General features: G+C 61.6%; 22 protein-coding genes. 6 read left to right on the top strand and 16 right to left on the bottom strand.

Going from position 1 to position 22,128, the window contains the following annotated elements; genetic code table 11:
- The first annotated feature begins 14 nt into the window (after positions 1-14).
- Positions 15-1,409 carry an NADH-quinone oxidoreductase subunit N gene (locus KOL99_RS03345; protein WP_216509058.1) on the top strand — a complete coding sequence of 465 codons (1,395 nt, stop codon included), beginning with the start codon at positions 15-17 and terminating at the stop codon, positions 1,407-1,409.
- A 190-nt stretch (positions 1,410-1,599) separates the two neighbouring features.
- Here KOL99_RS03345 and KOL99_RS03340 read toward each other — a convergent pair whose 3' ends face one another.
- The 8 genes from KOL99_RS03340 to KOL99_RS03305 form a co-directional block, all read right to left on the bottom strand.
- Entirely contained in the window at positions 1,600-2,535 is a 936-nt protein-coding gene (locus KOL99_RS03340; RefSeq protein ID WP_216509057.1) for an HD-GYP domain-containing protein, read from the bottom strand.
- 214 nt (positions 2,536-2,749) lie between these two features.
- Entirely contained in the window at positions 2,750-3,766 is a 1,017-nt protein-coding gene (gene obgE, locus KOL99_RS03335) for a GTPase ObgE (protein ID WP_216509056.1), read from the bottom strand.
- Between the two features lie 78 nt (positions 3,767-3,844).
- Positions 3,845-4,102, bottom strand: a complete 258-nt coding sequence (rpmA, locus tag KOL99_RS03330; RefSeq protein ID WP_183344437.1) for a 50S ribosomal protein L27 — start codon at positions 4,100-4,102, stop codon at positions 3,845-3,847.
- Positions 4,103-4,176: 74 nt separating this feature from the next.
- Positions 4,177-4,485 (bottom strand): 50S ribosomal protein L21, encoded by a 309-nt coding sequence (rplU, locus tag KOL99_RS03325; RefSeq protein WP_015718499.1) that lies wholly within the window; start codon positions 4,483-4,485, stop codon positions 4,177-4,179.
- A gap of 118 nt (positions 4,486-4,603) precedes the next feature.
- Positions 4,604-4,909, bottom strand: coding sequence for a Rieske (2Fe-2S) protein (locus tag KOL99_RS03320; protein WP_216509055.1), 306 nt, complete (start codon positions 4,907-4,909; stop codon positions 4,604-4,606).
- Positions 4,910-5,122: 213 nt separating this feature from the next.
- Positions 5,123-6,301 (bottom strand): formate-dependent phosphoribosylglycinamide formyltransferase, encoded by a 1,179-nt coding sequence (purT, locus tag KOL99_RS03315; RefSeq protein WP_216509054.1) that lies wholly within the window; start codon positions 6,299-6,301, stop codon positions 5,123-5,125.
- 19 nt (positions 6,302-6,320) lie between these two features.
- Positions 6,321-7,811 (bottom strand): Rne/Rng family ribonuclease, encoded by a 1,491-nt coding sequence (locus KOL99_RS03310; protein WP_216509053.1) that lies wholly within the window; start codon positions 7,809-7,811, stop codon positions 6,321-6,323.
- Between the two features lie 201 nt (positions 7,812-8,012).
- Entirely contained in the window at positions 8,013-10,502 is a 2,490-nt protein-coding gene (locus KOL99_RS03305; protein ID WP_216509052.1) for a TIGR03960 family B12-binding radical SAM protein, read from the bottom strand.
- Positions 10,503-10,779: 277 nt separating this feature from the next.
- On the opposite strand from KOL99_RS03305, the gene KOL99_RS03300 reads away from it, so the two are divergent.
- Entirely contained in the window at positions 10,780-11,010 is a 231-nt protein-coding gene (locus KOL99_RS03300) for a hypothetical protein (RefSeq protein WP_216509051.1), read from the top strand.
- A 243-nt stretch (positions 11,011-11,253) separates the two neighbouring features.
- Here KOL99_RS03300 and KOL99_RS03295 read toward each other — a convergent pair whose 3' ends face one another.
- The 5 genes from KOL99_RS03295 to KOL99_RS03275 all read right to left on the bottom strand — a co-directional run bounded on the left by KOL99_RS03295 (position 11,254) and on the right by KOL99_RS03275 (position 14,061).
- On the bottom strand, positions 11,254-11,625 hold the full coding sequence (locus tag KOL99_RS03295; RefSeq protein ID WP_216509050.1) for an exosortase system-associated protein, TIGR04073 family: 372 nt from the start codon (positions 11,623-11,625) through the stop codon (positions 11,254-11,256).
- Positions 11,626-11,628: 3 nt separating this feature from the next.
- Positions 11,629-12,039 (bottom strand): exosortase system-associated protein, TIGR04073 family, encoded by a 411-nt coding sequence (locus KOL99_RS03290; RefSeq protein ID WP_216509049.1) that lies wholly within the window; start codon positions 12,037-12,039, stop codon positions 11,629-11,631.
- Positions 12,040-12,202: 163 nt separating this feature from the next.
- Entirely contained in the window at positions 12,203-12,808 is a 606-nt protein-coding gene (locus tag KOL99_RS03285) for a peroxiredoxin (protein WP_216509048.1), read from the bottom strand.
- A gap of 147 nt (positions 12,809-12,955) precedes the next feature.
- Positions 12,956-13,738 (bottom strand): ATP-binding protein, encoded by a 783-nt coding sequence (locus tag KOL99_RS03280; RefSeq protein WP_216509047.1) that lies wholly within the window; start codon positions 13,736-13,738, stop codon positions 12,956-12,958.
- 20 nt (positions 13,739-13,758) lie between these two features.
- Entirely contained in the window at positions 13,759-14,061 is a 303-nt protein-coding gene (locus tag KOL99_RS03275) for a nitrous oxide-stimulated promoter family protein (RefSeq protein ID WP_216509046.1), read from the bottom strand.
- 105 nt (positions 14,062-14,166) lie between these two features.
- Between KOL99_RS03275 and pcnB the strand changes: the two genes are divergently transcribed.
- Positions 14,167-15,603, top strand: a complete 1,437-nt coding sequence (gene pcnB / locus KOL99_RS03270) for a polynucleotide adenylyltransferase PcnB (protein ID WP_216509045.1) — start codon at positions 14,167-14,169, stop codon at positions 15,601-15,603.
- A gap of 279 nt (positions 15,604-15,882) precedes the next feature.
- On the opposite strand, the gene uvrB is transcribed toward pcnB, so the two are convergent.
- Both uvrB and KOL99_RS03260 read right to left on the bottom strand, forming a co-directional pair.
- Complete coding sequence (uvrB, locus tag KOL99_RS03265; RefSeq protein ID WP_216509044.1) at positions 15,883-17,871, bottom strand: excinuclease ABC subunit UvrB; 1,989 nt, start codon at positions 17,869-17,871, stop codon at positions 15,883-15,885.
- Positions 17,872-17,916: 45 nt separating this feature from the next.
- On the bottom strand, positions 17,917-18,363 hold the full coding sequence (locus KOL99_RS03260; RefSeq protein WP_216509043.1) for a response regulator: 447 nt from the start codon (positions 18,361-18,363) through the stop codon (positions 17,917-17,919).
- A gap of 173 nt (positions 18,364-18,536) precedes the next feature.
- Here KOL99_RS03260 and KOL99_RS03255 point away from each other — a divergent pair, with 173 nt between their 5' ends.
- The 3 genes from KOL99_RS03255 (at position 18,537) to KOL99_RS03245 (ending at position 21,641) form a co-directional block, all read left to right on the top strand.
- Positions 18,537-18,728: a twin-arginine translocase TatA/TatE family subunit gene (locus KOL99_RS03255; RefSeq protein WP_199393424.1), complete on the top strand. Its 192-nt coding sequence runs from the start codon at positions 18,537-18,539 to the stop codon at positions 18,726-18,728.
- A gap of 116 nt (positions 18,729-18,844) precedes the next feature.
- Positions 18,845-20,749, top strand: a complete 1,905-nt coding sequence (locus tag KOL99_RS03250) for a GspE/PulE family protein (RefSeq protein WP_216509042.1) — start codon at positions 18,845-18,847, stop codon at positions 20,747-20,749.
- A gap of 40 nt (positions 20,750-20,789) precedes the next feature.
- On the top strand, positions 20,790-21,641 hold the full coding sequence (locus KOL99_RS03245; RefSeq protein ID WP_216509041.1) for an HDOD domain-containing protein: 852 nt from the start codon (positions 20,790-20,792) through the stop codon (positions 21,639-21,641).
- Between the two features lie 21 nt (positions 21,642-21,662).
- Here KOL99_RS03245 and KOL99_RS03240 read toward each other — a convergent pair whose 3' ends face one another.
- Positions 21,663-22,046 carry a response regulator gene (locus tag KOL99_RS03240; RefSeq protein ID WP_216509040.1) on the bottom strand — a complete coding sequence of 128 codons (384 nt, stop codon included), beginning with the start codon at positions 22,044-22,046 and terminating at the stop codon, positions 21,663-21,665.
- Between the last annotated feature and the right edge of the window lie 82 nt (positions 22,047-22,128).

Below are 22,128 nucleotides of genomic sequence, written 5' to 3'. Positions count from 1 at the left end.
CCTTGGAGCTTTTAATGACGCTTGCTGACTTATATTCCATCATGCCGATTATCATCACCGCGGGGGCGGCGCTGGTCGTGCTGCTGTGCGGACCGATGCTCTTGTCGGCAAGCCTCACTGCCATCGGCGTGACTGCTTCCGCGGCGGCCGGGGTGTGGGCGGCGCTCTCCACACCGACTTCCACTCCTGCGGTCGCGGGCCTCGCCTTCACTCCGCTGGCCCGGTTCCTCATCCCGCTTTTTTGCTTCGCTGCGGCGATCACCCTGCTCCTCTCTCACAGCTACAACGAGCGCCGCGGCATCAAGGGGGAAGAATTCCCCGCCACGGTGCTCTTCGCCCTGTTCGCCACCTGCGTCCTCCCCTGCGCCACCAACATGCTGATCCTGTTCCTGGCGCTGGAGTCGGTCTCCTTCGCCTTCTACATCCTGGTCAGCATGGACCTGAGCCGCGCCGAGTCAGGTGAGGCGGGACTGAAATACCTGCTCCTCGGAGCGGTCGCGGCCGCGTTCACCGCCTTCGGCTTCGCCCTGCTCTTCACCGGCAGCGGCACCCTCCAACTCTCCGGCGCCCTCGCCCGCCCCGAAAACCGGGCCATCATCTCCGCAGGATGGGGCGTCATCCTGGTAGGTATGGCGTTCAAGCTCTCACTGGTCCCCGGTCACCTCTGGACGCCCGACGTTTACCAGGGAGCTCCCGCACCGGTTTCGGCCTATCTCTCCACCAGCTCCAAGGTTGCGGCAGCTGCGCTGCTGCTGATGCTGCTGGGCTTGTCTCCTCCCATGCCCGAGCTGCGCGTCCCGCTCGCGGCCTTGTCGGTGCTCTCCATGGTGCTCGGTAATCTCGCCGCGCTGCGGCAGCAGAACATCAAGAGGATGCTGGCCTACTCCTCGGTGGCCCACATGGGTTACCTGGCCCTCGCGCTGTTAAGCGGCAGCCGTGATGGCTATGCCGCCGTCCTTCTCTACGGCGCGGTCTACACCGCCATGAACCTCGCCGCCTTCGGCGCGATCTCCTCCCTCTCCGTCGAAGAAGAAAGGGAGCTGATCACCGACTACGCCGGGCTTGGCTTCACCGCTCCTCTGCGTGGCGGGGTGCTCGCCCTCGCCATGATCTCCCTGGCGGGTATCCCGCCGGCAGCGGGCTTCATCGGCAAGTTCTTCATCTTCTACTCCGCCATAAAGGGAGGGGCGATAACCCTCGCCATCATCGGTATCCTGAGCGCCGCCGCGTCGGCCCATTTCTATCTCAAAGTGGTGGCCCAGCTTTACATGCACCGCGGCGAAGCACCCGCGCCTCGCCCCGTCTCTCTCGCCGAAGGCCTCGCCCTCTGCCTCGCTTCTTTGATGATCCTGGTGATCGGGGTCTACCCCGGGCCGCTCTTGGGGGCCATCGAGGCGGCTCTGCACTGAAACTCAGCCTCTCGTTGCAGAAGCTGCGGGCTTTCTTGATGATGGCATGTCCCCTCACCCCCTAACCCCCTCCCGCAAGGGGAGGGGGACGGGCAGCAATCCTGTAAAGGCCTGAATAATAGAGGCACCGTGCCCAATCGCCGGGTCGGTGCCTTTTTTCATTACCCTGTCGTTGTCTTTGTTGGGGTGACTACTGTAGGCTGTCGCGGAAGGTGTTCAGGTACTGGTGATCGAAGGAGCCCTCCATCTCGCCGTACATGATCTCGAGCGCCTTCTCCTTGGTGAGGGCCTGGCGATAGGACCGGTTGGTGGTCAGGGCGCTGAAGACGTCGGCGATGGCGGTGATCTTCGAACTCCTGGCGATGTCGTAACTGGAGAGACCGTCTGGATAACCGCTGCCGTTCTCCTTTTCGTGGTGGTGCTTGACGATGCCGAGGGCCACCGGGGTAAAGATCTCCAGGTCCTTCAAGGTGCTGTAGCCGTAGACAGGATGCTTTTTCACTTCCTGGAACTCCGTGGCCGAGAGCTTGCCCGGCTTGTCCAGCAGTTCCTTGGGAACGTAGACCTTGCCGTAGTCGTGGAACAGCGATCCCATGCCAACGTCCATCAACTCGTCCTTGCCGAGATCGAATTCCTTTATATGCAGGGATATCGAGTAGGTGGCGACTTGGACCGAGTGCACGTAGGTATAGGCGTTGTGGTCCACCAGGCTGCTCAGGGCAGGCATGACGCCGTCGGAGTTCATCACGTCGTTGAGGATGTGCTTGATGAGGTTGCGGCAGCGGTCTACGTTCTGCCTGATGGCGATGGCGGGGCTGTCGAAGATTTCCTGCACGTAGTTGACCGATGCCTGGTACAGCATGGTCTGCTTTAGTTCCGGCTCGATACTGTCATCGCTGAGCAGTAACGGAAGGTTGGCCTCAACGTACTGGTTATAGGTCGACATTTCGGCGGCCTTGACGAAGAGATGCTTCACATTGTTGTCGAGTAGCCGCTCCTTGTCGGTTTGGGTGAATGAGAGCTTGGGGTCCTTGTACAGTACGTGATTCTCCCCGTGCTTGATGAACAGGGCGACACCCGGCAGTGTTTCCGGTATCAGGGATTCCAGCTGGATCATTCGGTACATGCCCGACCTCCTGAAGAAGTGGGAACCGCGCCGCAGCACTACTTCTGGAACATCCGACAACCTGCCTGCGTGTTTATTAGAAAAAGCAAATGCTAGTCTACCATGTCTTTTAGGGATTGCCGCCTCAGGAATTGCTCCCCCGGCGAATGCCGGAACAAACAAAGGGGGAGCAGCCTGTCGGCCCTCCCCCTTCTCACACCATTGTTTTCAGTTTTTACCAGGTCTCGTCCGGCTCGCCCCAAAGGTTCAAGGCGATGTCATCAAGAAGCTCCGGTATCCCCTCGCCGGTCGCAGCGGAAATCGGGAAGACCTTGATGCCGCGCTCCTCGAAGTAAGGGAGCACCTGTGCCAGGTTCTCCTTCACATGCGGCAGGTCGATCTTGTTGATCACCACGGTCTGCCGCTTCTCTGCCAGGTCCGGGTTGAAGAGTGCCAGTTCGCGGTTGATCGCCTCGTACTCGGCGATGGGATCGCGGTCCGGCATCCAGGAGAGATCGAGCAGGTGCAGAAGCTGCCCGGTGCGCTCCAGGTGCTTGAGGAAACGATGGCCAAGACCAGCCCCCTCGCTCGCCCCTTCGATCAGGCCCGGGATATCAGCCATTACGAAGCTGCGGTAGTTCTTGTACTTGACCACGCCGAGGTTCGGCTTGAGGGTGGTGAAGTGGTACTCGGCGATCTTCGGGCGCGCCGCCGAGATCTTGCTGATCAGCGAGGACTTGCCCACGCTCGGCATCCCGAGCAGGCCGACGTCGGCCATGAGCTTCAGCTCCAGGCGGATCCAGCGCTCCTCGCCCGGCTCACCCGGCTGGGCGAATTTGGGCGCCTTGTGGGTCGCCGTCTTGAAGCGGGCGTTGCCCTGGCCGCCACGTCCACCTTTGAGGAGCACGATCGACGAATCCGGCTCGGTGAGGTCGGCGAGGATCTCGTCGGTCTCGGCGTCCTTGATCACGGTCCCCCGAGGCACCAGGATCTCCTTGGCTGCGCCGTTGGCGCCGTGGCGGTCGCTCCCCATGCCGTTCCTGCCGCGGCCGGCCTTCTGGTGCGGATGCTGGCGCAGGTCGAGCAGCGTGGAGAGGTGCGACGACACCCTGAATACCACGTCGCCCCCCTTGCCGCCGTCGCCGCCGTCGGGCCCGCCCAGCGGGATGAACTTCTCACGGCGGAACGAAACGCATCCTGCACCGCCGTCGCCTGACTTCACGTAAATTTTTACTTCATCTATGAAACTCATTAAGTTTTATCCTGTGCAAACGGCAAAAGCCCGGACCTTGCGGCTCCGGGCTTTCACACTTTCGTCTTGCTGCGCTGGCTAGTTGGCCGGGTAGACAGAGACCTTCTTGCGGTCCTTGCCCAGACGCTCGAACTTCACCACGCCCTCGATCAGGGCGTACAGCGTGTAATCCTTACCGAGGCCCACGTTGTTGCCCGGGTGGATCTTGGTGCCGTGCTGACGGTAGATGATGTTGCCAGCTTTGACGGCTTCGCCGCCAAACTTCTTGCAACCAAGTCTTTGGCCGTCGGAGTCGCGACCGTTCCTGGAACTACCGACGCCTTTCTTGTGTGCCATTTTCTGCTCCTTCTGCCGGTAGCGGCCCTGATCCCAACGAATCGCGGCTGCCGCACCGCCGTTTTGAATATTACCTAGGCGTTAATCTTCTCAATCAACAGAATGGTCCTGAGTTGACGGTGCCCGTTAAGTTTCCTCGAGTTTTTCCGGCGCTTGGACTTGAAGACCAGAATCTTCTTGTCTTTGCCCTGCTCGACAATCTTGCCGACAACAGAGGCGCTGGGCACTAAAGGTGTTCCGATAACAACCTTATCGCCGCCAACCATCAGGACGTCGGAGATTTCAACGGTATCACCTACCGCACCCTCCAGCTTTTCGACTTTGAGAAAGTCGCCTTCGGAAACTTTATATTGCTTCCCTCCGGTTTTGACTACTGCGTACATGTACTTCACCACCTTTACTCTGGATTTACAATTGAGCGGTCAAACTTATCTTGAAAAGTATTTTGAGTCAAGGTTTTTTTCGGGCAATCGCGATTTTCCTGCCGAGAGGCGCCAGAGGCTAATCGAGCTCCACGAAGACCTCGTCGCCCCGGATCTCGACCGGGTAGATCTTCAGGGGAGCGCACTCCTTGTGTTCGGGGCAGTCGCCGGTGACCAGGTCGAAACGGTAGCCGTGGCGCTGACAGGAGAGCTTGCCGGCCTCCTTGATCAATGCCCCCTGCAGCGGCGCCCCCTGGTGTGGGCATTCGTGCTCGCAGGCGTACACGGTCCCCTTGGTTTTCACCAGGAGGATCTGCACCCCGCCAACCTCGACCAGCTTCTTGCCAAATTCAGGAACTTCGGAAACCTTCGCGGCAAATACCATGGAACACCTCCGGATGATCAAAGAAATTGGTCCCAGCAAAATATTGGTCTTCGTCAGGGGCCTCCTGTAGGGGCGAATAATCATTCGCCCCCCATAGGCAAACCACCGTTGCAGACGCCACCTGTACGGGTCGTGCGGCAGCGGCATTGCCGAGGCCATCTGCGGCTGGGCGAATAGTTATTCGCCCCTACAGAACCTCACGCTGGGAACTCGTTACCGCTTCACGATCTTCACGCAGTGCGCCGACTCCTCGGCCTTCTGCCTCGCCTCGTCGCAGTCGGCACCAAAGGCGAGGACGACGCCCATGCGGCGCCCCTTCCTGGTGTCGGGCTTGCCGAACAGGCGCAGCTTGCTGCCGGCAACGGCGAGCGCCTCGGCGACCCCTTCGAAGCCGACCTCCGCTGCGGAGTCCTCGGCCAGGATGACGTGCGACGCCGCGCACCCCTGGCTCACCACCTCCGGCACCGGAAGGCCCAAGATGGCGCGCACGTGCAGCTCGAACTCGGAGAGGTTCTGGGAAATCATGGTCACCATGCCGGTATCGTGCGGCCTGGGCGAAACCTCGGAGAACCAGACCTTGTCCCCGGTGACGAAGAATTCGCACCCGAAGATGCCGCGCCCGCCCAAGGAGCCCGTCACGGCCTCCGCCTGGCGCTGCGCCTCGGCCAGTACCGCCGGGGTCATCGGGGTCGGCTGCCACGATTCGTGGTAATCGCCGTCGATCTGGCGATGCCCGATGGGAGGACAGAAGCTGGTGCCGCCGACGTGGCGCACGGTGAGCAGGGTGATCTCGTAGTCGAACGGGATGAACTGCTCCACGATGACCTTGTTGGAGGCGCCGCGCGCCCCCTCGATGGCGTATGTGAAGCAGCGCTCCATGTCGGCCGCGTCGCGCAGGACGCTCTGCCCTTTCCCCGACGAGCTCATGATCGGCTTCACGACGCAGGGAAGCCCGATGGCGGCGACGGCCTCGCTGAATTCGTCCATGCTGGTGGCGAAACGGTAGGCGGCGGTGGGGAGGCCAAGCTCCTCCGCGGCGAGGCGGCGGATCCCCTCGCGGTTCATGGTCAGATTGGTGGCGCGCGCCGTGGGGACGACGTTGAACCCTTCCTTTTCCAGCTCCAGGAGATACTCGGTGTTGATCGCCTCGATCTCGGGGACGATGTAGCCCGGCTTTTCCAGGCGTATCACCCGGTCCAGCTGCTCACGGTCCAGCATGTCGATCACGTGGCTTCTGTGCGCGACCTGCATGGCCGGCGCGTCGGCGTAGCGGTCCACCGCGACCACCTCGATCCCGAACCTCTGGGCCTCGATGGCCACTTCCTTGCCAAGCTCACCCGAGCCCAGCAGCATCATCCTCGTCGCACCATTTTTCAGCGGCGTGCCAATCATCTTTTCTCCTGCTCCTTTATTAACTTACGGCTACTTCGAACTGTTCCTGGTGGAAGCCGGGCTTAGCGCGGACGGTGATCCGCTTCTTGAAGTTCTTCTCCAGCTCCTCGAGGCCGCGGCGCTCCTCGTCGTAGAGGAGATCGGCCACCTGCGGGTGCACGGTGAGCATCACCTTGGTGCCGCGGATGTCGAGCATCTCGCGGCGCAGTTCGCGGAAGATCTCATGGCAGACGGTGATCTTGGACTTCACGTAGCCGCGCCCCTCGCAGTACGGGCAGGGCTCGCACATCATGCGCCCAAGGCTTTCGCGCACCCGCTTCCTGGTCATCTCCACCAGGCCGAGCTCGGAGATCTTCAGGATGTTGGTCTTGGACTTGTCGCTTTTCAGCGCCTCCTCCAGCGCGCCGTAGACCTTCTCGCGGTTCACCTCCTTCTCCATGTCGATGAAGTCGATGATGATGATCCCGCCCAGGTTCCTCAGGCGCAGCTGGTAGGCGATCTCCTTGACCGCTTCCAGGTTGGTCTTCAGGATGGTGTCTTCGAGGTTGTGCTTGCCGACGTAGCGACCGGTGTTCACGTCGATGGCGGTGAGCGCCTCGGTCTGCTCGATGATGATGTAGCCGCCCGATTTGAGCCAGACCTTGCGTCCCAGCGCCCGGCTGATCTCGACCTCGAGGCCGAAGTGGTCGAAGATCGGCTCCTCCTCGTCGTAGAGCTCGATGGAGTACTTCATCTTGGGCATGAAGGTGCTGATGAACTGGACGATCTTGTCGTGCTCGGGCTTGGAATCGACCACGATGCGCTCGACCGACTCCGTGAGAATGTCGCGCACCACCTTCTGGGTCACGTCCAGGTCGGAATGGATCAGGGTCGGCGCGCCCGCCTTGTCCTTCTTCTTGGCGATCTCGTCCCAGAGCTTGGTGAGGTAGTGCAGGTCGGCGACCAGGTCCTCCTCGCTCTTGCCTTCGGAGACGGTCCGGACGATAAAGCCGCCGCCGACCGGCTTGATGCGGTCCACGATCTCCTTTAGGCGCTCCCGCTCGACCTCGTCCTCGATGCGGCGGGAGATACCGACGTGATCCACGGTCGGCATGTAGACCAGGTGCCGACCCGGCAGCGAAATATGGGCCGTGATGCGCGCCCCCTTGGTGCCGATCGGCTCCTTGGAGATCTGCACAAGGAGTTCCTGCCCTTCCTGCAAGAGTTCCTCGATGGGGTGCAGCGGGTGCGGCACCGGCTCCTCCCCCTCCTCCGGCTCGATGTAACTGTCATACTCGTCCATGGCGTCGAAGACGTCCGCCACGTAGAGAAATGCCGCTTTTTCCAGCCCGATGTCCACGAACGCCGCCTGCATTCCCGGCAGCACCCGGACCACCTTACCCTTGTAGATGTTGCCGATGATCCCCTTCACCCTGCTCCTCTCGACGTACAGCTCCGCTATGGTGCCGTTCTCGATGAGCGCGATGCGGGTTTCGTGGGAGGTGGTGTTGATGACCAACTCGTTTCCCATGCTAACCCCTTCCTGTATCTATTAAATTCAAAAGCAAAACTGTTTCAAAATTCTATAGGCCCGTCCTGTAGGGGCGAATAATATTCGCCCAGCCGCTGTTGCCGCCACCGGCACATCTGCGGCGGCAGCCTGACCACGTGGCACCTGTGACAGGGCGAATGATTATTCGCCCCTACAATTGCCACACAGGACGCAGCTGATTTATTCCTTGAAGAGCACTTCCAGCTTCTCCAGCCGCGCGTCTTTGAGTGCGTCGTTTTGGACGCCGAGGATGGCGCCGACGAACTCGAGCAGTTTGCCGCGACCGGCCACCATCTCCAGGGTCCGCCCATCTACCTTCAGATCGACCAGTTCGTGGCGCAGGTCGAACTCGCTCGACTTCCCCTTCTTCTCGCGCTTTACCGGCAACGACTCCAGGGCGAGGAATGCTGCCGCCTTCGCCTCCAGGTCGAGCGCCAACTCCTCGGGCAGGGTCACGCGGTAGCGCACCTTGTCCATGATCACGGACAACGCCGGCGCCCGCAGCGCGATCTCATCGGCCTCAAGCACCCGCACCCCCGCCGGGAGGGTCGCGTTCAGCGCCTGCTGCAACTGGGCTGCCGTATATCCGGCGTCAACCTCGAAGTCCATGTACTCCGCGTAGGACTCGATGCCGACGGAGAGTGCTGTGGCAAAGGAGAACTTCGGGTGGGGATGGAATCCCTGCGAAAAACGGATCGGGATGCCGGAGCGCCCCACCGCCCTGGTGAACAGGGTCAGCATCTCCAGGTGGCTCAGGAAACGCATCCTCCCCACCTTCTCGAAACGGATCCGGATCCTCTGCGCGTCTTCGGTCGGCTCCGGAACCGCGGACTGGCTGGCGTAGGTCCCAAAGGGAACCGGCTCGTTGAGCCGCAGCTTTATCTCCTTGAAATCGCAGACCCCGCAACCGGTGCAGCGATCGAAGCGGCAGTCCGGGGTGGCGGCACCGACGAGCGCCGCCTCGCGCTCCTTGAAAAGGAACGACTTGGTCACGCCGCAATCGATGTGATCCCAGGGGAGCACCTCGTCCAGTTCGCGGCGCCTGAGGTAAAAGCTCGCGTCGACGCCGGCGTTCTCGAAGGCCTGCACCCACTTGAGGCGATCGAAGTGTTCCCACCAGCCGTCGAAACGGCAGCCAAGGCGATGCGCCTCGATGAGCAGCTTGGCAAGACGGCGGTCGCCGCGGGCGAAGACCCCTTCCATGCCGGACAGCGAGGCGTCCTGCCACTTCATGATCAGCTTCTTTTTCTTGAGGGCATCGCGCAGATAGCGCTGCTTCTCCACGATCTCGGCTTCGCTTATCTGCGGCTCCCACTGGAACGGGGTGTGCGGCTTGGGCACGAAGCTCGACACGGAGACGTTGACGTCGCCGCCGTTGCCGGCGAATTTCCCCTGCCGCTTCACCTCGCGGGACAACTCCACGATCCCGTCCACATCCTCCATGGTCTCGGTCGGCAGGCCGATCATGAAGTAGAGCTTGATGAGACGCCAGCCGTTGCGGTACACCGAGCCCGCGTTCTCCAGGAGCGCCTGTTCGGTGATCCCCTTGTTGATCACGCTCCTGAGCCGCTCGCTGCCGGCCTCGGGGGCGAGGGTGAAGCCGGTCTTGCGCACCCGGCGGATCTCCTCCGCCATCTCGTCGCTCAGGCTCCCGACCCGCATCGACGGGAGCGAGACAGCCTTCTTCTGGGCCGAGTAGCGGTCCATGAGCCCCTTGAGCAGCGGGGTCAGGCAGCCGTAGTCGCCGGTGGAGAGGGAGAGGAGGGAAATCTCGTCGTAGCCCGTGTTGTGCAGCGCCTCTTCCATGATCTCGAAGACCCGCTCGGGGCTCCGCTCGCGCACAGGCCGATAAATATACCCCGCCTGACAGAACCTGCAACCCCTCGTGCAGCCTCGGGAAATCTCCACGCTGACCCGGTCGTGCACCGTCTTTAGGAACGGCACGATGGGGGAGGTCGGGTAGTATGCGGTCTCCAGGTCGGCCACGAAGCGCCTGCGCACGCCCTGGTACCACTCTTTCTTGGGGGTGATCGCGGCGACCCTGCCGTCGTCGTGATAGCTCACCTCGAACAGCGAGGGGACGTAGACCCCTTCGATCCGCGCCAGGCGCTCCAGGAGCTCGGCCTTGGCGATACCCTCGGTCTTCGCGGTCCGCACGCAGTCGGCCAGCTCGATTACCGCCTCCTCGCCGTCGCCGATCAGGAAGGCGTCGAAGAAGTCGGCCAGGGGTTCCGGGTTGTAGGCGCAGGGGCCGCCCGCGATGACGAGCGGATACCCTTCGGGCCTGTCGCAGGCGAGCAGCGGGATCCCGGAAAGGTCCAGCATGTTCAGGATATTGGTGTAGGAAAGCTCGTACTGCAGGGTGAAGCCCAGGATGTCGGCCTGTGCCAGGGGAGTTCCCGCCTCCAGCGTGACCAGGGGCTTCTCCTCGGCGCGCAGCGACGCCTCGAGGTCGGGCCACGGCGCGTAGGCGCGCTCGGGCATGACCCACGGTACCTCTTTCAGGACGCCGTACAGGACCTGCAGCCCGAGATGACTCATCCCTATCTCATATACGTCAGGGAACGCGAGCACAAAGCGGAGCGCTCCTTCCCGGTCGGCAACTGTTCCCATCTCCCCACCCATGTAGCGGGCGGGTTTTTCCACTGACAAAAGTATGTTATTGCTCAAAAATCCCCCAGATAGCCCGGCTCAGCCGTGACCGGACATAATAACAAAATATTCGAAGCGCTGGCAAGCAATATACCCTTGGCTCCGGCCTGGATCGCCACAAAGCATACCGCATATGCGGCACTCATTGGAGCATATGCGGCGACATTATCATGAGAGACCGGGTCCTTCCTGGGGCCGCGTCACGATTTTTTCAGTGTTTACGGTTATAATGAGAGGTTGGCACGCAACCTGCTCTACGTCAGATACCAACCCATTTTGTACAAGGAGAATTACCATGAAAAAAGTTCTGTCCTCCGTAGTTGCCGCTCTCGTTGCTGTTGCTTTCGCTGGTGTTGTTTTCGCTGCTGACGCTGCTCCGGCTGCTGCTCCGGCTGCAGAGGCTAAGAAAGAAGAGAAAGCTCCGGCTAAGAAAGCTGCTCCGAAGAAGAAAAAAGCTGCTAAGAAAGCCGCTGCTAAGAAAGAAGAGAAGAAAGAAGAAGCTCCGGCTGCTCCGGCTGCAAAGTAATTTCCCCTTAACGGGTAATTGCGAAAGGCCGCATCTCACGATGCGGCCTTTTTTTATTTCCAACAAAGCAAACACCCGGCGAGATTGCCGTCACGCCCAAGCTTCCTCACCCCTGCCCCTCTCCCGGCGGGCGAAGGGATAGACCGGCCGACTTCGACTTCGGGAACAAAAAAAGATCCAAGGGTTCCGGTCGCGGAACATGCCCTGGATCTTTTCGCACTTTTGGAAGCGGTGTTCGGTCCGCTACTCCTTTTGCCAGGCGTAGGCCGGATCGAGGTAGGGATCGTAGAAGCCGGGATAGGCCAGGAAGAAGGTGGCGGTTTCGCCGAGACCCGATGCGGTGCGCACCAGGGTCATGCCAAGCCCTTTCAAGGGTCCGACGGTGACACACTTGCCAACCCCTTCTTCTTTACAGGTCATGTATATCTGCTTCGGAAACTCCAGCCATCCAGTCGCGACATTGGCGACACCTCTAACCAGCTTATTGGCCATGCCGTCCACCACCTCCTGCGGCGAGGCGGTATCGACGGTGCGGGAATCGCCCGCATGCCCTTTTTCTGCTGTCAGCACCATGGCCAGCGCCAGGATGGCCAGAAAAACAAACTTCTTCCGCATCATCTATTCTCCCTTGGCCGGAACTGGCTGAGCCTCGCTCTGGCCTCTCGGTTCGACCCGCTTTTCTTCCCAACCTTCCCACACGAATTCGGGGGTGATCATGGGATCGTAATAGCCGGGTTGGGGCACGGCGAAAAATACGGTCTCGGTCAGTCCGGTCAGCAAGCGATAAAAGGCCATGCCGACACCCTTGAGCGGACCGACCACGTAGCCGATGCCGCCACGGTCCCGCACCATCAGGTAGGACTGCTTGGGCACCTCGACGATGGAGGTCGCCGTGTTAGTCACCCCGCGAACCAGCTTGAAAGCCATCTTCTCGGCGATTGCCTCCGGCTGCTGACCTTCCAGAGCAAACGAAGACGTGGCAAAAACCATGAGCAGCAACAGGGAAAACAAGGTCGCCTTGGTACGCATGTCCACTCCTTTTCGAGCTACATATCGGTAAATGCTATGATCTTGTAACATAGATGGCTTTCATTGGCAAGACAGCACTACCTCTATCATTGTAGACATGAACAACAAAAAGGCGCGGTTGAAAAACCGCGCCTTTTCTTTATTCACAACCTGTGGCTCGAGATTACTTCTTGCCGTGCTTCTTGGCGAGATACTCGGCGACGCCAGAAGTGGAAGCCTTCATAGACTCCTCACCTTCCTGCCAGTTGGCGGGGCAGACTTCGCCGCCGTGGGTTTCGACGAACTGGAGCGCGTCCAGCATCCTCAGGGCCTCGCCGACGCTGCGCCCCAGCGGCAGATCGTTGATGACGGAGTGGCGTACCACGCCCTTGGTATCGATGAGGAAGAGTCCGCGCAGCGCAACCGACTCGTTCAGCAGGATCCCGTAGCTCCTGGCGATGGACTTGTCGAGGTCCTCGACCAGCGGATACTGCACGTTGCCGATGCCGCCGTTTTCTACCGCGGTGTTCTTCCAGGCAAGATGGGTGAACCTGGAGTCCACGGAGACGCCGACTACCTCGCAGTTCTTCTCCTTGAATTCCGCCACCCTCTTATCGAAGGCGAGGATCTCGGAGGGGCAAACGAAGGTGAAGTCGAGCGGGTAGAAAAAGAGGACGACGTACTTGCCGCGATATTTGGACAGAGTGAGCTCTGCGAAGGAGTTATCGGGCATTACCGCCTGCGCCGTGAAATCGGGGGCTTCCTTAGTTACCAAGGTAGTAAGACTCATAGGTGTTGTTCTCCTTTCGGCTGATTGGGATTCTAATGTGAGCAACTCTACCAGCGGTCCAATCCCGTGTCAATCAAAAAAGATAAAAAGCGTCCTATTTGTCCTTTAAGCCATTTGGAAGGTCCGTTTCCTCCTACGCAGCACCCTCTAACGCTCCACGATTTCCCCACGAATACTGACCGTTACCTCGCGGAACGGGATCTCCATCCCGGAAGCCGCCAGGGCCTGACGCGCAGCCATAACGATACCTCCGCAGCAGGGCACCTCCATCCTGAGCACCGTGATCCCCTTGATGCCGGAAACGCGGAACAATTCGGTCAGCTTGGTCAGGTAAGCGTTGTTGTCATCGAGTTTCGGGCAGCCAACGACAACGGCCTTGCCGGCCAGGAAGTCCTGGTGGTAATTGGCGTAGGCGAAGGGGACGCAGTCGGCGGTGATGAGCAGCTCGGCATCCTTGAAGTACGGTGCCGTTACCGGTACCAGGTGCAGCTGCACCGGCCACTGCGCCAGCTGGCTCTGGATTGCTCCCGCTGCCGGTGTCCCGGCGGACGGTGCCGGGGCGAAGCTCTGAACGCGCGAGCCGGGGCAGCCGCCGCCATGCCCATGCCCATGCCCATGCCCATGCCCATGCCCATGCTCATGCCCATGCCCATGCCCGTGACCGTGGTCATGACCTGCAGGTGCGGCGCCCTGGGCGGTCAGGTGCTTCTCGACGGCGATCTCGTCGAACTCGTCCGCCTCGCGCTCGATGATGGTGATGGCGTCCTGCGGGCACTCGCCGAGGCAGGCCCCCAAGCCGTCGCACAGGTTATCCGCGGCGATCTGAGCCTTGCCGTCGACGATTTTGATGGCGCCTTCCGCGCACGAAGGGACGCAGAGCCCGCAGCCGTCGCACTTGTCCTGGTCTATGTTCACAATTTTCCTGATCATCCTTAACCTCCTGAAATTTGCTAAAAAAAGTAGTGCCAGAGCAGATCGAGGCGCCCGCGCAGCAGCAGGTGTTTGCCGGAGTAGGCCATGATCTCGCGAATCCGGGCGCGCTGCGCCTTGCCGTAGCAATGGACGTGACAGTGCTTGCAGGTCGGCTTAGGGTCGAGGGGGCATTTCTCCCGCTTCGTCTTGGCGTAGGCCAGAAGCTCAGAGCACTCCTCGCAGAGCACGCCCTTGGGGCTTTTGTGCTTGCTTCTGCAGTAGCAGCCGATGAAGGTCTCCAGCACCCTGATATCTTTTTCCTGCTTTGCTCTCTTTTCCATGGTCGCCACAATAGCAGAACAAATCACCTTTCGTCATGACCAAAGTCAATAAAATCAACTCCACACCCTTTGCCTTTGCGTCGAATTTGTGTTAATTTCCCGCGAATGAACACTAACATGGAAAAAGTCATCATCCCGCGCGCGGAGCACTCCATCTCCCGCTCGTTGCTCAGCCCCAACGGCGTAAAGGTGCTCTACAAGCTCAGGGAGCACGGCTTCATCGCCTACCTGGTGGGGGGCGGCGTCCGGGATCTGCTCCTGGGGCGCGAGCCCAAGGACTTCGACGTCGTCACCGACGCCACGCCCAACCAGCTCAAGAAGCTGTTCCGCAACTGCCGCTTGATCGGCCGCCGTTTCCGTCTCGCCCACATTCATTTCCACGACGAGATCATCGAGGTCGCCACCTTCCGCTCCACTGTCGATGCCGCTGAAGCAGCCCAGGAAGAATTCGCCGAGGCCTTGCCCGAAGAGACCGTCGAGGCTCCTACCGAGGCGGAACAGCTCGAGGATGAGCGCGACCGGAGAAGGCGCCGGCACCACCACGGTCCCCCTATCCTGAAGAGCGAAGACGGCATGGTGCTCAGGGACAACGTCTTCGGCACCCCCGAGGAGGACGCGGTACGTCGCGACTTCACCGTCAACGCCCTGTTCTACAACATCGCCGACTTCTCCATCATCGACCACGTCGGCGGGATGGAGGATCTGAGAAACGGTCTAATCCGCACCATCGGCGACCCCATGGTCCGCTTCACCGAGGACCCGGTCCGCATGATCCGCGCCATCCGGTTCGCGTCCATGCTCGGCTTCAACATCGAGCCGCGCACCGAGGCCGCCATCGAGGCGCTGTGCGGCACCATCAACAAGGCCACGCCGCCGCGCCTTTACGAGGAAGTGCTGAAGCTGCTCCTCATGGGGGCCGGCGAGCGCACCTACCAGATGATGCGCCACAGCGGGCTGTTCGAGCCGCTCTTTCCCCATTTCGACGCCTGGCTCTCCCGCGAGTCCGACTGCTACCCTCACGTCCGCGTGGGTAAGGCACTGGAGTGGGCCGACGAGCAGATCGGCCAGGGTATCGCCGTCACCCCTCCGCTGTTGATCACCCTGATGTTCGGGGAGTACCTGGAGGAGAAGGTGGCTCTGTTGCGCGACGAGGGGCTTCCGCCACAGCAGGCCACCGACGCCGCCGTAGCCGCCTTCGCCGGAGAGCTCGCTCCCACCGTTTCCGTGCCGAACCGGGTGCTGGTCGCGGTGCGCGACATCCTGAACATGCAGCAGCGCTTCCAGAAGACCCCGGGGAGGAACGGCCGCGGCGTGGTTGCTCGTCTCGCCTTCCGCGACGCCCTGCAGTACCTTCGTTTCATGGAGCAGCTCACCCCGCCGAAAAGGTCGCTGGCGGATTGGTGGGAACGGTTCGCCGCGCAGCAATCGGAAGGGGTGGAGTCCGCGCCCCCGCCCAAGGGCGAAGCGGGAGCCGCCGAGGCGCCGAAGAAGAAGCGGCGCCGGAGACGGCGGCGGAGAAAGCCTGGTGGTGCGCCGGAATAAGCGGACGACGTCCCCCTCCCCCCCTCCAGGGGAAGGAGTCTTCGAAGCTCCAGCCATGTGGAAGGAAGCATCTAAGCCGGCCACGGCGGAGAAAGTTGCAGGAAATAAAGAAGCCCCTCGTCCGTCACGGATCGAGGGGCTTTTTCGTTGCCAGTTGTCCATCGTCCCCTCTCCCTTTGGGAGAGGGCTAGGGTGAGGGGATCGGTGCGACGACCTCCCTCACCCCCCCTTCGGGCACCCTCTCCGGGAGGGAGAGGGGTTAGCGATAATTTCTACTTATCAATTGCCTTTGGTGATCTCCGCCACCTCGAGCCGCTTGATCTTGTCGCGCAGCTCCGCCGCCCTCTCGAATTCCTGCGCCTTGGCCGCGGCCAGCATCTCCTTCCTCAACCGTTTCAGAGTCTTCTCCAGGTCCTTGGGATTGAGGAAATCCTCCCCCTTCACCGGGACCGTGACCCAGTCCTTCTCCTCGGGTGCCTGCAGCACGTTGGCGATCAGCCTCTTCACACTCTCGGGCGTGATGCCATGCTCCAGGTTGTAGGCCTGCTGCAGCTCCCGGCGCCTGACGGTCTCGTCGATGGCGGCCTGCATCGAGCCGGTCACCTTGTCGGCGTACATGAGCACGCGCCCGGACACGTTCCTCGCCGCGCGGCCGCAGGTCTGGATCAGGGAGCGGGTGGAACGGAGGAAGCCTTCCTTGTCCGCGTCGAGAATGGCAACGAGCGACACCTCGGGGAGGTCCAGGCCCTCGCGCAGCAGGTTGATGCCCACCAGCACGTCGAATTCCCCCAGCCGCAGGTCGCGCAGGATCTCCATGCGCTGGAAGGTGTCGATGTCCGAGTGGAGGTAGCGCACCCGGATGCCGAGTTCGCGGTAGTAATCGGTAAGCTCCTCCGCCATCCTCTTGGTGAGCGTCGTGACCAGGATCCGCTCGCCCCGCTCGGCGGTGAGCCGGACCTCGTGCAGCAGGTCGTCCACCTGGCCTGCCGCGGGACGCACCTCGATGACCGGGTCGATGAGGCCGGTGGGGCGGATCAGCTGCTCGACCACGACGCCCCCCGCCATCTTCAGCTCGTACTCCGCCGGGGTCGCCGAGACGTAGACCACCTGGTTCAGCTTCCGGCCGAACTCCTGGAAGGTGAGCGGCCGGTTGTCCAGGGCCGAGGGGAGCCGGAAACCGAAGTTCACCAGCGTCTCCTTTCGGCTGCGGTCGCCGCGGTACATCCCCCCCACCTGCGACACGGTGATGTGGGACTCGTCCACCACCAGCAGGAAGTCGTCGGGGAAGTAGTCGATGAGCGTGTAGGGAGGCTCCCCGGCCTGGCGCCCGTCGAAGTGGCGCGAGTAGTTCTCGATCCCCTGGCAAAAGCCCATCTGCTCCATCATCTCGATGTCGAAGAAGGTGCGCTGCTCGATACGCTGCGCCTCCAGGAGCATGTTCTGGTCCTTGAAGTAGCGGATGCGCTCCTCCAGTTCGACCCGGATCTGCTCGACGGCCCGCTCCAGGGTCTGACGGCTGGCGACGTAGTGGGAGGCCGGGTAGATGGCGAAGCGCGGCAGCTTCTGGAGCTGCACGCCACGCAGGGGGTCGATCTCGGAGATCGCCTCCACGGTGTCGCCCCAGAACTCGATCCGGATGGCGCGCTCGTCGTCGTGCGCCGGGAAGACTTCGACGGTATCACCGCGCACGCGGAAGCTGCCACGGTGGAAGTCGACGTCGTTGCGCTCGTACTGGATCTCCACCAGGCGCTTTAACAGCTCGTCGCGCCCCAGGTCGTCCCCCTCGCGCACCCGGATCTGCATCTCCTGGTACGACTCCGGCGAACCGATGCCGTAGATGCAGGAGACCGAGGCGACGATGATCACGTCGCGCCGGGTCAGCAGGCTCCTGGTTGCGGCATGGCGGAACTTGTCGATCTCGTCGTTGATCGAGGAGTCCTTCTCGATGAAGGTGTCCGAGGAGGGGATGTAGGCTTCGGGCTGGTAGTAATCGTAATAGGAAACGAAGTATTCGACGGCGTTGTTGGGGAAGAGCTCCTTGAACTCGCCGTAGAGCTGGGCGGCCAGGGTCTTGTTGGGGGCGAGCACCAGGGCGGGGCGGTTGCACCGGGCGATCACCTGTGCCATGGTGAAGGTCTTGCCGGAGCCGGTGACCCCGAGCAGGACCTGGTGCTGGTCGCCGCGCAGCACCCCTTCGGAAAGCTCCTCGATGGCGCGCGGCTGATCGCCCCGCGCCTGGAAACCGGTTACCAGTTCGAATTTGTCCATGCGCAGGATATTAACAGGATGAGGTGCGCCTTGGCAACAGGGGGATCAGGCCGCGGCGCAGGTCCGGTGGGGAGGGAGCTGGTTGACGGTCAACCAGTAGTTCATCACCTGCTTCATGTTTTCGCAGAACTGGCCGTAATCCACCGGTTTGCGGATGTAGCTGTTGGCGCCCAGGCGGTAGCTGTCCAGGATGTCCTGCTCCTCGGTGGAAGAGGTGAAGACGATCACCGGGATGGAGCGCGTCCTCGCCTCCTCCCTCATGCGGCGCAGCACCTCCAGCCCGTTCACCTTGGGGAGCTTCAGATCGAGCAGCACCAGAAGAGGGGTCGGCGCCGGCTCGGTTCCGCTGCGCCCGGTGCCGAACAGGTGTTCCAGCGCCTCGGCACCGTCGCGGGCCACCACGATGCCGTACGGCATGTGCTTGCGTATCGCCCTAAGAGTCAGAGCCTCGTCATCAGGATTGTCCTCGACCAGCAGGATCATCTTGTTCATCTGAGTCCTCCTTGTTAGAGAGAGAGGGGCAGCAAGTTTGTAACAAATCTTCTCAATTTTGGCAATAATATTTTAATAATATCCTTCTTACCTGAGAATCAATCCAACAGTTGATTTTTGCGCCGTCCCTATGCCATACTGCAGCATCTTACGCATTCACAAAGGGAGGTCACATGTTTGGATTCGGCATGCCGGAGCTCATTATTATCCTGGTGATCGTGCTCGTGGTGTTCGGCGCCGGCCGGCTCCCGGAGATCGGTGGCGCGCTCGGTAAGAGCATCAGGAACTTCAAGAAGGCTTCCAGCGGCAAGGATGAAATTGAGATTAAAGCCAGCCGCCCCGATGACGATAAGAAAGGGAGCTAGCTCCAGCTCATTAGTTTGCGCCCGTCGGTTACGAGGTCCCCGCTGCAGCTTGCGGGGGCCTTTTTGTTTTTTTGGCGCGGCATAACGGCAGTCCAGGCAGTCACAACGGAACTTTCATGAAAAAACCTCACAAGGATCACAAGGACGTCCCATCCGTCCAAGGCGCCGGACAAATCGTGGAACTGCTGGTCGCCACCGGCGTCATCACCACGAAGCAGCTCCTCTACGCCCAGCGGGTGCACGGCAAGCTGCAGTCCCCCAAGACGCTGATCGACGTGCTCCAGGAGCTCGAGTACATCAAGCGCGAGGACGTGGTGCGCACCCTGCGCGAGAACAGCCTCTCCATCCGCATCGGGGACCTGCTGGTCGAGCTCGGCTACCTGAAGCAAAGCGAACTGCTCACCGCCCTGAACCTGCAAAAGGAGGTGGGGAGCCCGCGCAAGATGCTCGGCGACATCATCGTCGAGAAGGGTTTCATCGAGGAGCGGCGGCTGACCGAGGTGCTTTCCTTCCAGCTCGGCTTCCCGATGGCGGAGCTGGAATTCCGCAAGCTGGACCGCAAGCTCTTCGCCAAGGCGCCCTTCGAGGTGTTCCGGGACGAGTTGTTCGTACCCTACTCCGTTGACGAGGAGGGCGCGACCCTGGTTGCCTTCGCCAACCCCCTGGAGAAGTACTCGCGCCTCTCCGCCGAGAAGATCTTCGGCAGGAACGTGAAGCCGGCCATTGCCACCCGTACCGCCATCCTCTCCGCCATCGTCGCCGCCCAAAAGACCGCCGGGGACGACGCCGCAGTGCCGGACGAGACCACGGTGGTCGGCATGATCAACAAGCTCTTCGACGACGCCATGACCATGGGGGCGAGCGACATCCACATCGAGCCGCTCAGGGACCGGCTGCGCATACGGCTGCGGCACGACGGCGTCATGATGCCGCACATGGAGCTGTCGCTCGACCTGGCACCGCAGCTCTCCTCGCGCATCAAGGTCATGGCCCAGGCCGACATCGCCGAGAAACGGCGCCACCAGGACGGCCGCATCATCTACGAGAGCCGGCTGCACGGCTTCAACCTCGACATGCGCGTCTCCTTCTACATCACCATCTTCGGCGAGAAGATCGTGCTGCGCCTTTTGAACAAGAAGGAGGCGATCCTCGAGGTGTCGCAGATCGGCATGGCGCCGCGCATGCTCAAGCAGTTCATGGAGGACGCCCTGGAGACCCCGTCGGGGGTCATGATCATCACCGGCCCCACCGGCAGCGGCAAGACCTCCACCCTCTACGGCTGCGTCAGCCACCTGAACAACATCAACACCAGCATCATCACCGCCGAGGATCCGGTTGAGTACGTCATCGAAGGGGTAGCCCAGTGCTCCATCAACCAGAAGATCGGGGTGACCTTCGAGGAGACGCTGCGCCACATGGTACGCCAGGACCCGGACGTGATCGTCCTGGGTGAGATCCGCGACACCTTTTCCGCCGAGACGGCGATCCAGGCCGCGCTCACCGGGCACAAGGTGCTCACCACCTTCCACACCGAGGACAGCATCGGCGGCCTGCTGCGCCTGATGAACATGCAGATCGAGTCGTTCCTGATCTCCTCCACCGTGGTCTGCGTGGTCGCCCAGCGTCTGCTGCGCCTGGTCTGCAACGACTGCGCGGAGCCCTACATCCCCGCGCCGGCCGAGTACGGCCGCATGGGATTATCGGCCAAGGACCTGGCCGGAGCCAACTTCCGCGCAGGCCGTGGCTGCACCAACTGCCGTTTCACCGGGTTCAAGGGAAGGAGCGCCGTCTTCGAGCTCCTGGTCCTGAACGAGCCGGTGAAGGAGGCGATCCTGCAAAACAGGTCATCGGCCGAGATCCGCAGGCTGAGCATGGAGACTTCCGGGCTGGTGACCCTGTTCGAGGACGGACTGGTCAAGTCGGCCAACGGCCTGATCTCGCTCCAGGAGGTGCTGCGCGACCTCCCCCGCATCGGGACACCGAGGCCGCTCATGGAGCTGCGGCGCCTGCTTGGCTACTGAGGGGGAACACCAGATGCATTCGGCAAGGAGAACAGCTGACATGAACCAGCAAACCTCGATCGTTGAGGTGGTCAAGGCTCGGCTCGCGGAAGGGACCCTCAGCATTCCCGTCTTCCACGCGGTGGCCGTGAGGCTGCAGCAGGCGCTGGCCCGCCCGGATTTCGACATCAAGGAGGTGCACCAGCTCCTCAACGCCGACCCCGGCATCGCGACCGGGGTCCTCAGGGCCGCCAACTCAGCCTTCTATGCCGGGCTCACCAAGGTCAGCACCATCCGCGAGGCGATCATCAGGCTGGGAGCCAACGAGGTGGCCAGCCTCGCCATGCTCACGACGCAGCAGGACCTCTACCGATCCAAAGACACCCGGTACAACGCGGTGATGCAGACGCTCTGGAAACATTCGTTTTGCTGCGCGGTGGGAAGCAGGTGGCTGGCGCAAAAGGTGGGGTTCGCGGCGCAGGCGCAGGAGGCGTTCCTGGGGGGGCTGCTGCACGACCTGGGCAAGCTCTTCCTCCTGAAGTGCATGGAGGACGTCTGCCGCGAACAGCATTTCAACGGGGTGACCAGCCAGGCGGTGTTGAGGGAGGTGCTCTCCACGCTCCATGTGGAGCAGGGGTACCAGCTCATGGTGCAGTGGCAGATGCCGCAGCTCTACTGCGACATCGTCGCCGGACACCAACAGGAGCGCTGGGACCAGGGCAACGTGCTGCTGGCGATGGTGCGGCTGGCGAACCTTGCCTGCCACAAGTTGGGCATCGGCATGAACCGCGACCCGGCGGTCCTGCTCTTCGCTACGGGCGAGGCGCAGGTGCTGGGCCTTAAGGAGACGGCCCTGGCGGAACTGGAGATCGTCATCGAGGACGCGCTCACCGTCCCCCTGTCAGCGGAATAGCGATCCCGGAGGTGGCTGCGCTCAGTGCAGCCACCGCTTCAACAGCTCCGGGTTGAGCGGCTTGGGCAGCACGGCCAGCACCCCCAGGCTCCTGCACTGCTCCAGATCCTTGGGATCTTCGGATGAGGAGAGCGCGAAGACCTTGAGCCCCCTGGTGCGCTCATCGCTGCGCAGCCGCTGTAACACCCCCACCCCGTCGATTTTCGGCAGCTTCATGTCCAGGAGCACGAAGTTGGGCTCATGGTGCTCGTCCCTGTCAATTCCCTCTCCCAGGAGCATCCCCAGCGCTTCAGCCCCATCGCGCGCCACCACGACCTTGTCGTAGCCCGCTTTCTTCAGGGCCCGCAAGGCGAGTTCTTCGCAATTGCTGTTATCTTCGACCAACAAAATCTCAGCTTCTTGCATAGCGCCTCCCAAAACTGCGGTTCAGGGTCCTTTGACTGTCAAACAGGTGGTGGTGATTCGACGGCAATCGCATTGGCAATAT

It is taken from the genome of Geomonas azotofigens (assembly GCF_018919395.1).
Taxonomy (GTDB): Bacteria; Desulfobacterota; Desulfuromonadia; order Geobacterales; family Geobacteraceae; genus Geomonas; species Geomonas azotofigens.
Note: the sequence above shows the minus strand (reverse complement) of the source record. Positions and strands in the feature narration are given on the sequence as shown.

What these genes read in the sequence shown, in the direction of transcription:
- KOL99_RS03255 (WP_199393424.1), top strand. Translation starts at nt 18,537, where the DNA reads ATGTTTGGATTCGGCATGCCGGAGCTCATTATTATCCTGGTGATCGTG.
- KOL99_RS03300 (WP_216509051.1), top strand. Translation starts at nt 10,780, where the DNA reads ATGAAAAAAGTTCTGTCCTCCGTAGTTGCCGCTCTCGTTGCTGTTGCT.
- KOL99_RS03310 (WP_216509053.1), bottom strand. Translation starts at nt 7,811, where the DNA reads ATGGGAAACGAGTTGGTCATCAACACCACCTCCCACGAAACCCGCATC.
- KOL99_RS03285 (WP_216509048.1), bottom strand. Translation starts at nt 12,808, where the DNA reads ATGAGTCTTACTACCTTGGTAACTAAGGAAGCCCCCGATTTCACGGCG.
- KOL99_RS03295 (WP_216509050.1), bottom strand. Translation starts at nt 11,625, where the DNA reads ATGCGGAAGAAGTTTGTTTTTCTGGCCATCCTGGCGCTGGCCATGGTG.
- KOL99_RS03245 (WP_216509041.1), top strand. Translation starts at nt 20,790, where the DNA reads ATGAACCAGCAAACCTCGATCGTTGAGGTGGTCAAGGCTCGGCTCGCG.
- KOL99_RS03260 (WP_216509043.1), bottom strand. Translation starts at nt 18,363, where the DNA reads ATGAACAAGATGATCCTGCTGGTCGAGGACAATCCTGATGACGAGGCT.
- uvrB (WP_216509044.1), bottom strand. Translation starts at nt 17,871, where the DNA reads ATGGACAAATTCGAACTGGTAACCGGTTTCCAGGCGCGGGGCGATCAG.
- rplU (WP_015718499.1), bottom strand. Translation starts at nt 4,485, where the DNA reads ATGTACGCAGTAGTCAAAACCGGAGGGAAGCAATATAAAGTTTCCGAA.
- KOL99_RS03290 (WP_216509049.1), bottom strand. Translation starts at nt 12,039, where the DNA reads ATGCGTACCAAGGCGACCTTGTTTTCCCTGTTGCTGCTCATGGTTTTT.
- KOL99_RS03345 (WP_216509058.1), top strand. Translation starts at nt 15, where the DNA reads ATGACGCTTGCTGACTTATATTCCATCATGCCGATTATCATCACCGCG.
- obgE (WP_216509056.1), bottom strand. Translation starts at nt 3,766, where the DNA reads ATGAGTTTCATAGATGAAGTAAAAATTTACGTGAAGTCAGGCGACGGC.
- KOL99_RS03340 (WP_216509057.1), bottom strand. Translation starts at nt 2,535, where the DNA reads ATGTACCGAATGATCCAGCTGGAATCCCTGATACCGGAAACACTGCCG.
- pcnB (WP_216509045.1), top strand. Translation starts at nt 14,167, where the DNA reads ATGAACACTAACATGGAAAAAGTCATCATCCCGCGCGCGGAGCACTCC.
- KOL99_RS03240 (WP_216509040.1), bottom strand. Translation starts at nt 22,046, where the DNA reads ATGCAAGAAGCTGAGATTTTGTTGGTCGAAGATAACAGCAATTGCGAA.
- KOL99_RS03280 (WP_216509047.1), bottom strand. Translation starts at nt 13,738, where the DNA reads ATGATCAGGAAAATTGTGAACATAGACCAGGACAAGTGCGACGGCTGC.
- purT (WP_216509054.1), bottom strand. Translation starts at nt 6,301, where the DNA reads ATGATTGGCACGCCGCTGAAAAATGGTGCGACGAGGATGATGCTGCTG.
- KOL99_RS03320 (WP_216509055.1), bottom strand. Translation starts at nt 4,909, where the DNA reads ATGGTATTTGCCGCGAAGGTTTCCGAAGTTCCTGAATTTGGCAAGAAG.
- KOL99_RS03275 (WP_216509046.1), bottom strand. Translation starts at nt 14,061, where the DNA reads ATGGAAAAGAGAGCAAAGCAGGAAAAAGATATCAGGGTGCTGGAGACC.
- rpmA (WP_183344437.1), bottom strand. Translation starts at nt 4,102, where the DNA reads ATGGCACACAAGAAAGGCGTCGGTAGTTCCAGGAACGGTCGCGACTCC.
- KOL99_RS03250 (WP_216509042.1), top strand. Translation starts at nt 18,845, where the DNA reads ATGAAAAAACCTCACAAGGATCACAAGGACGTCCCATCCGTCCAAGGC.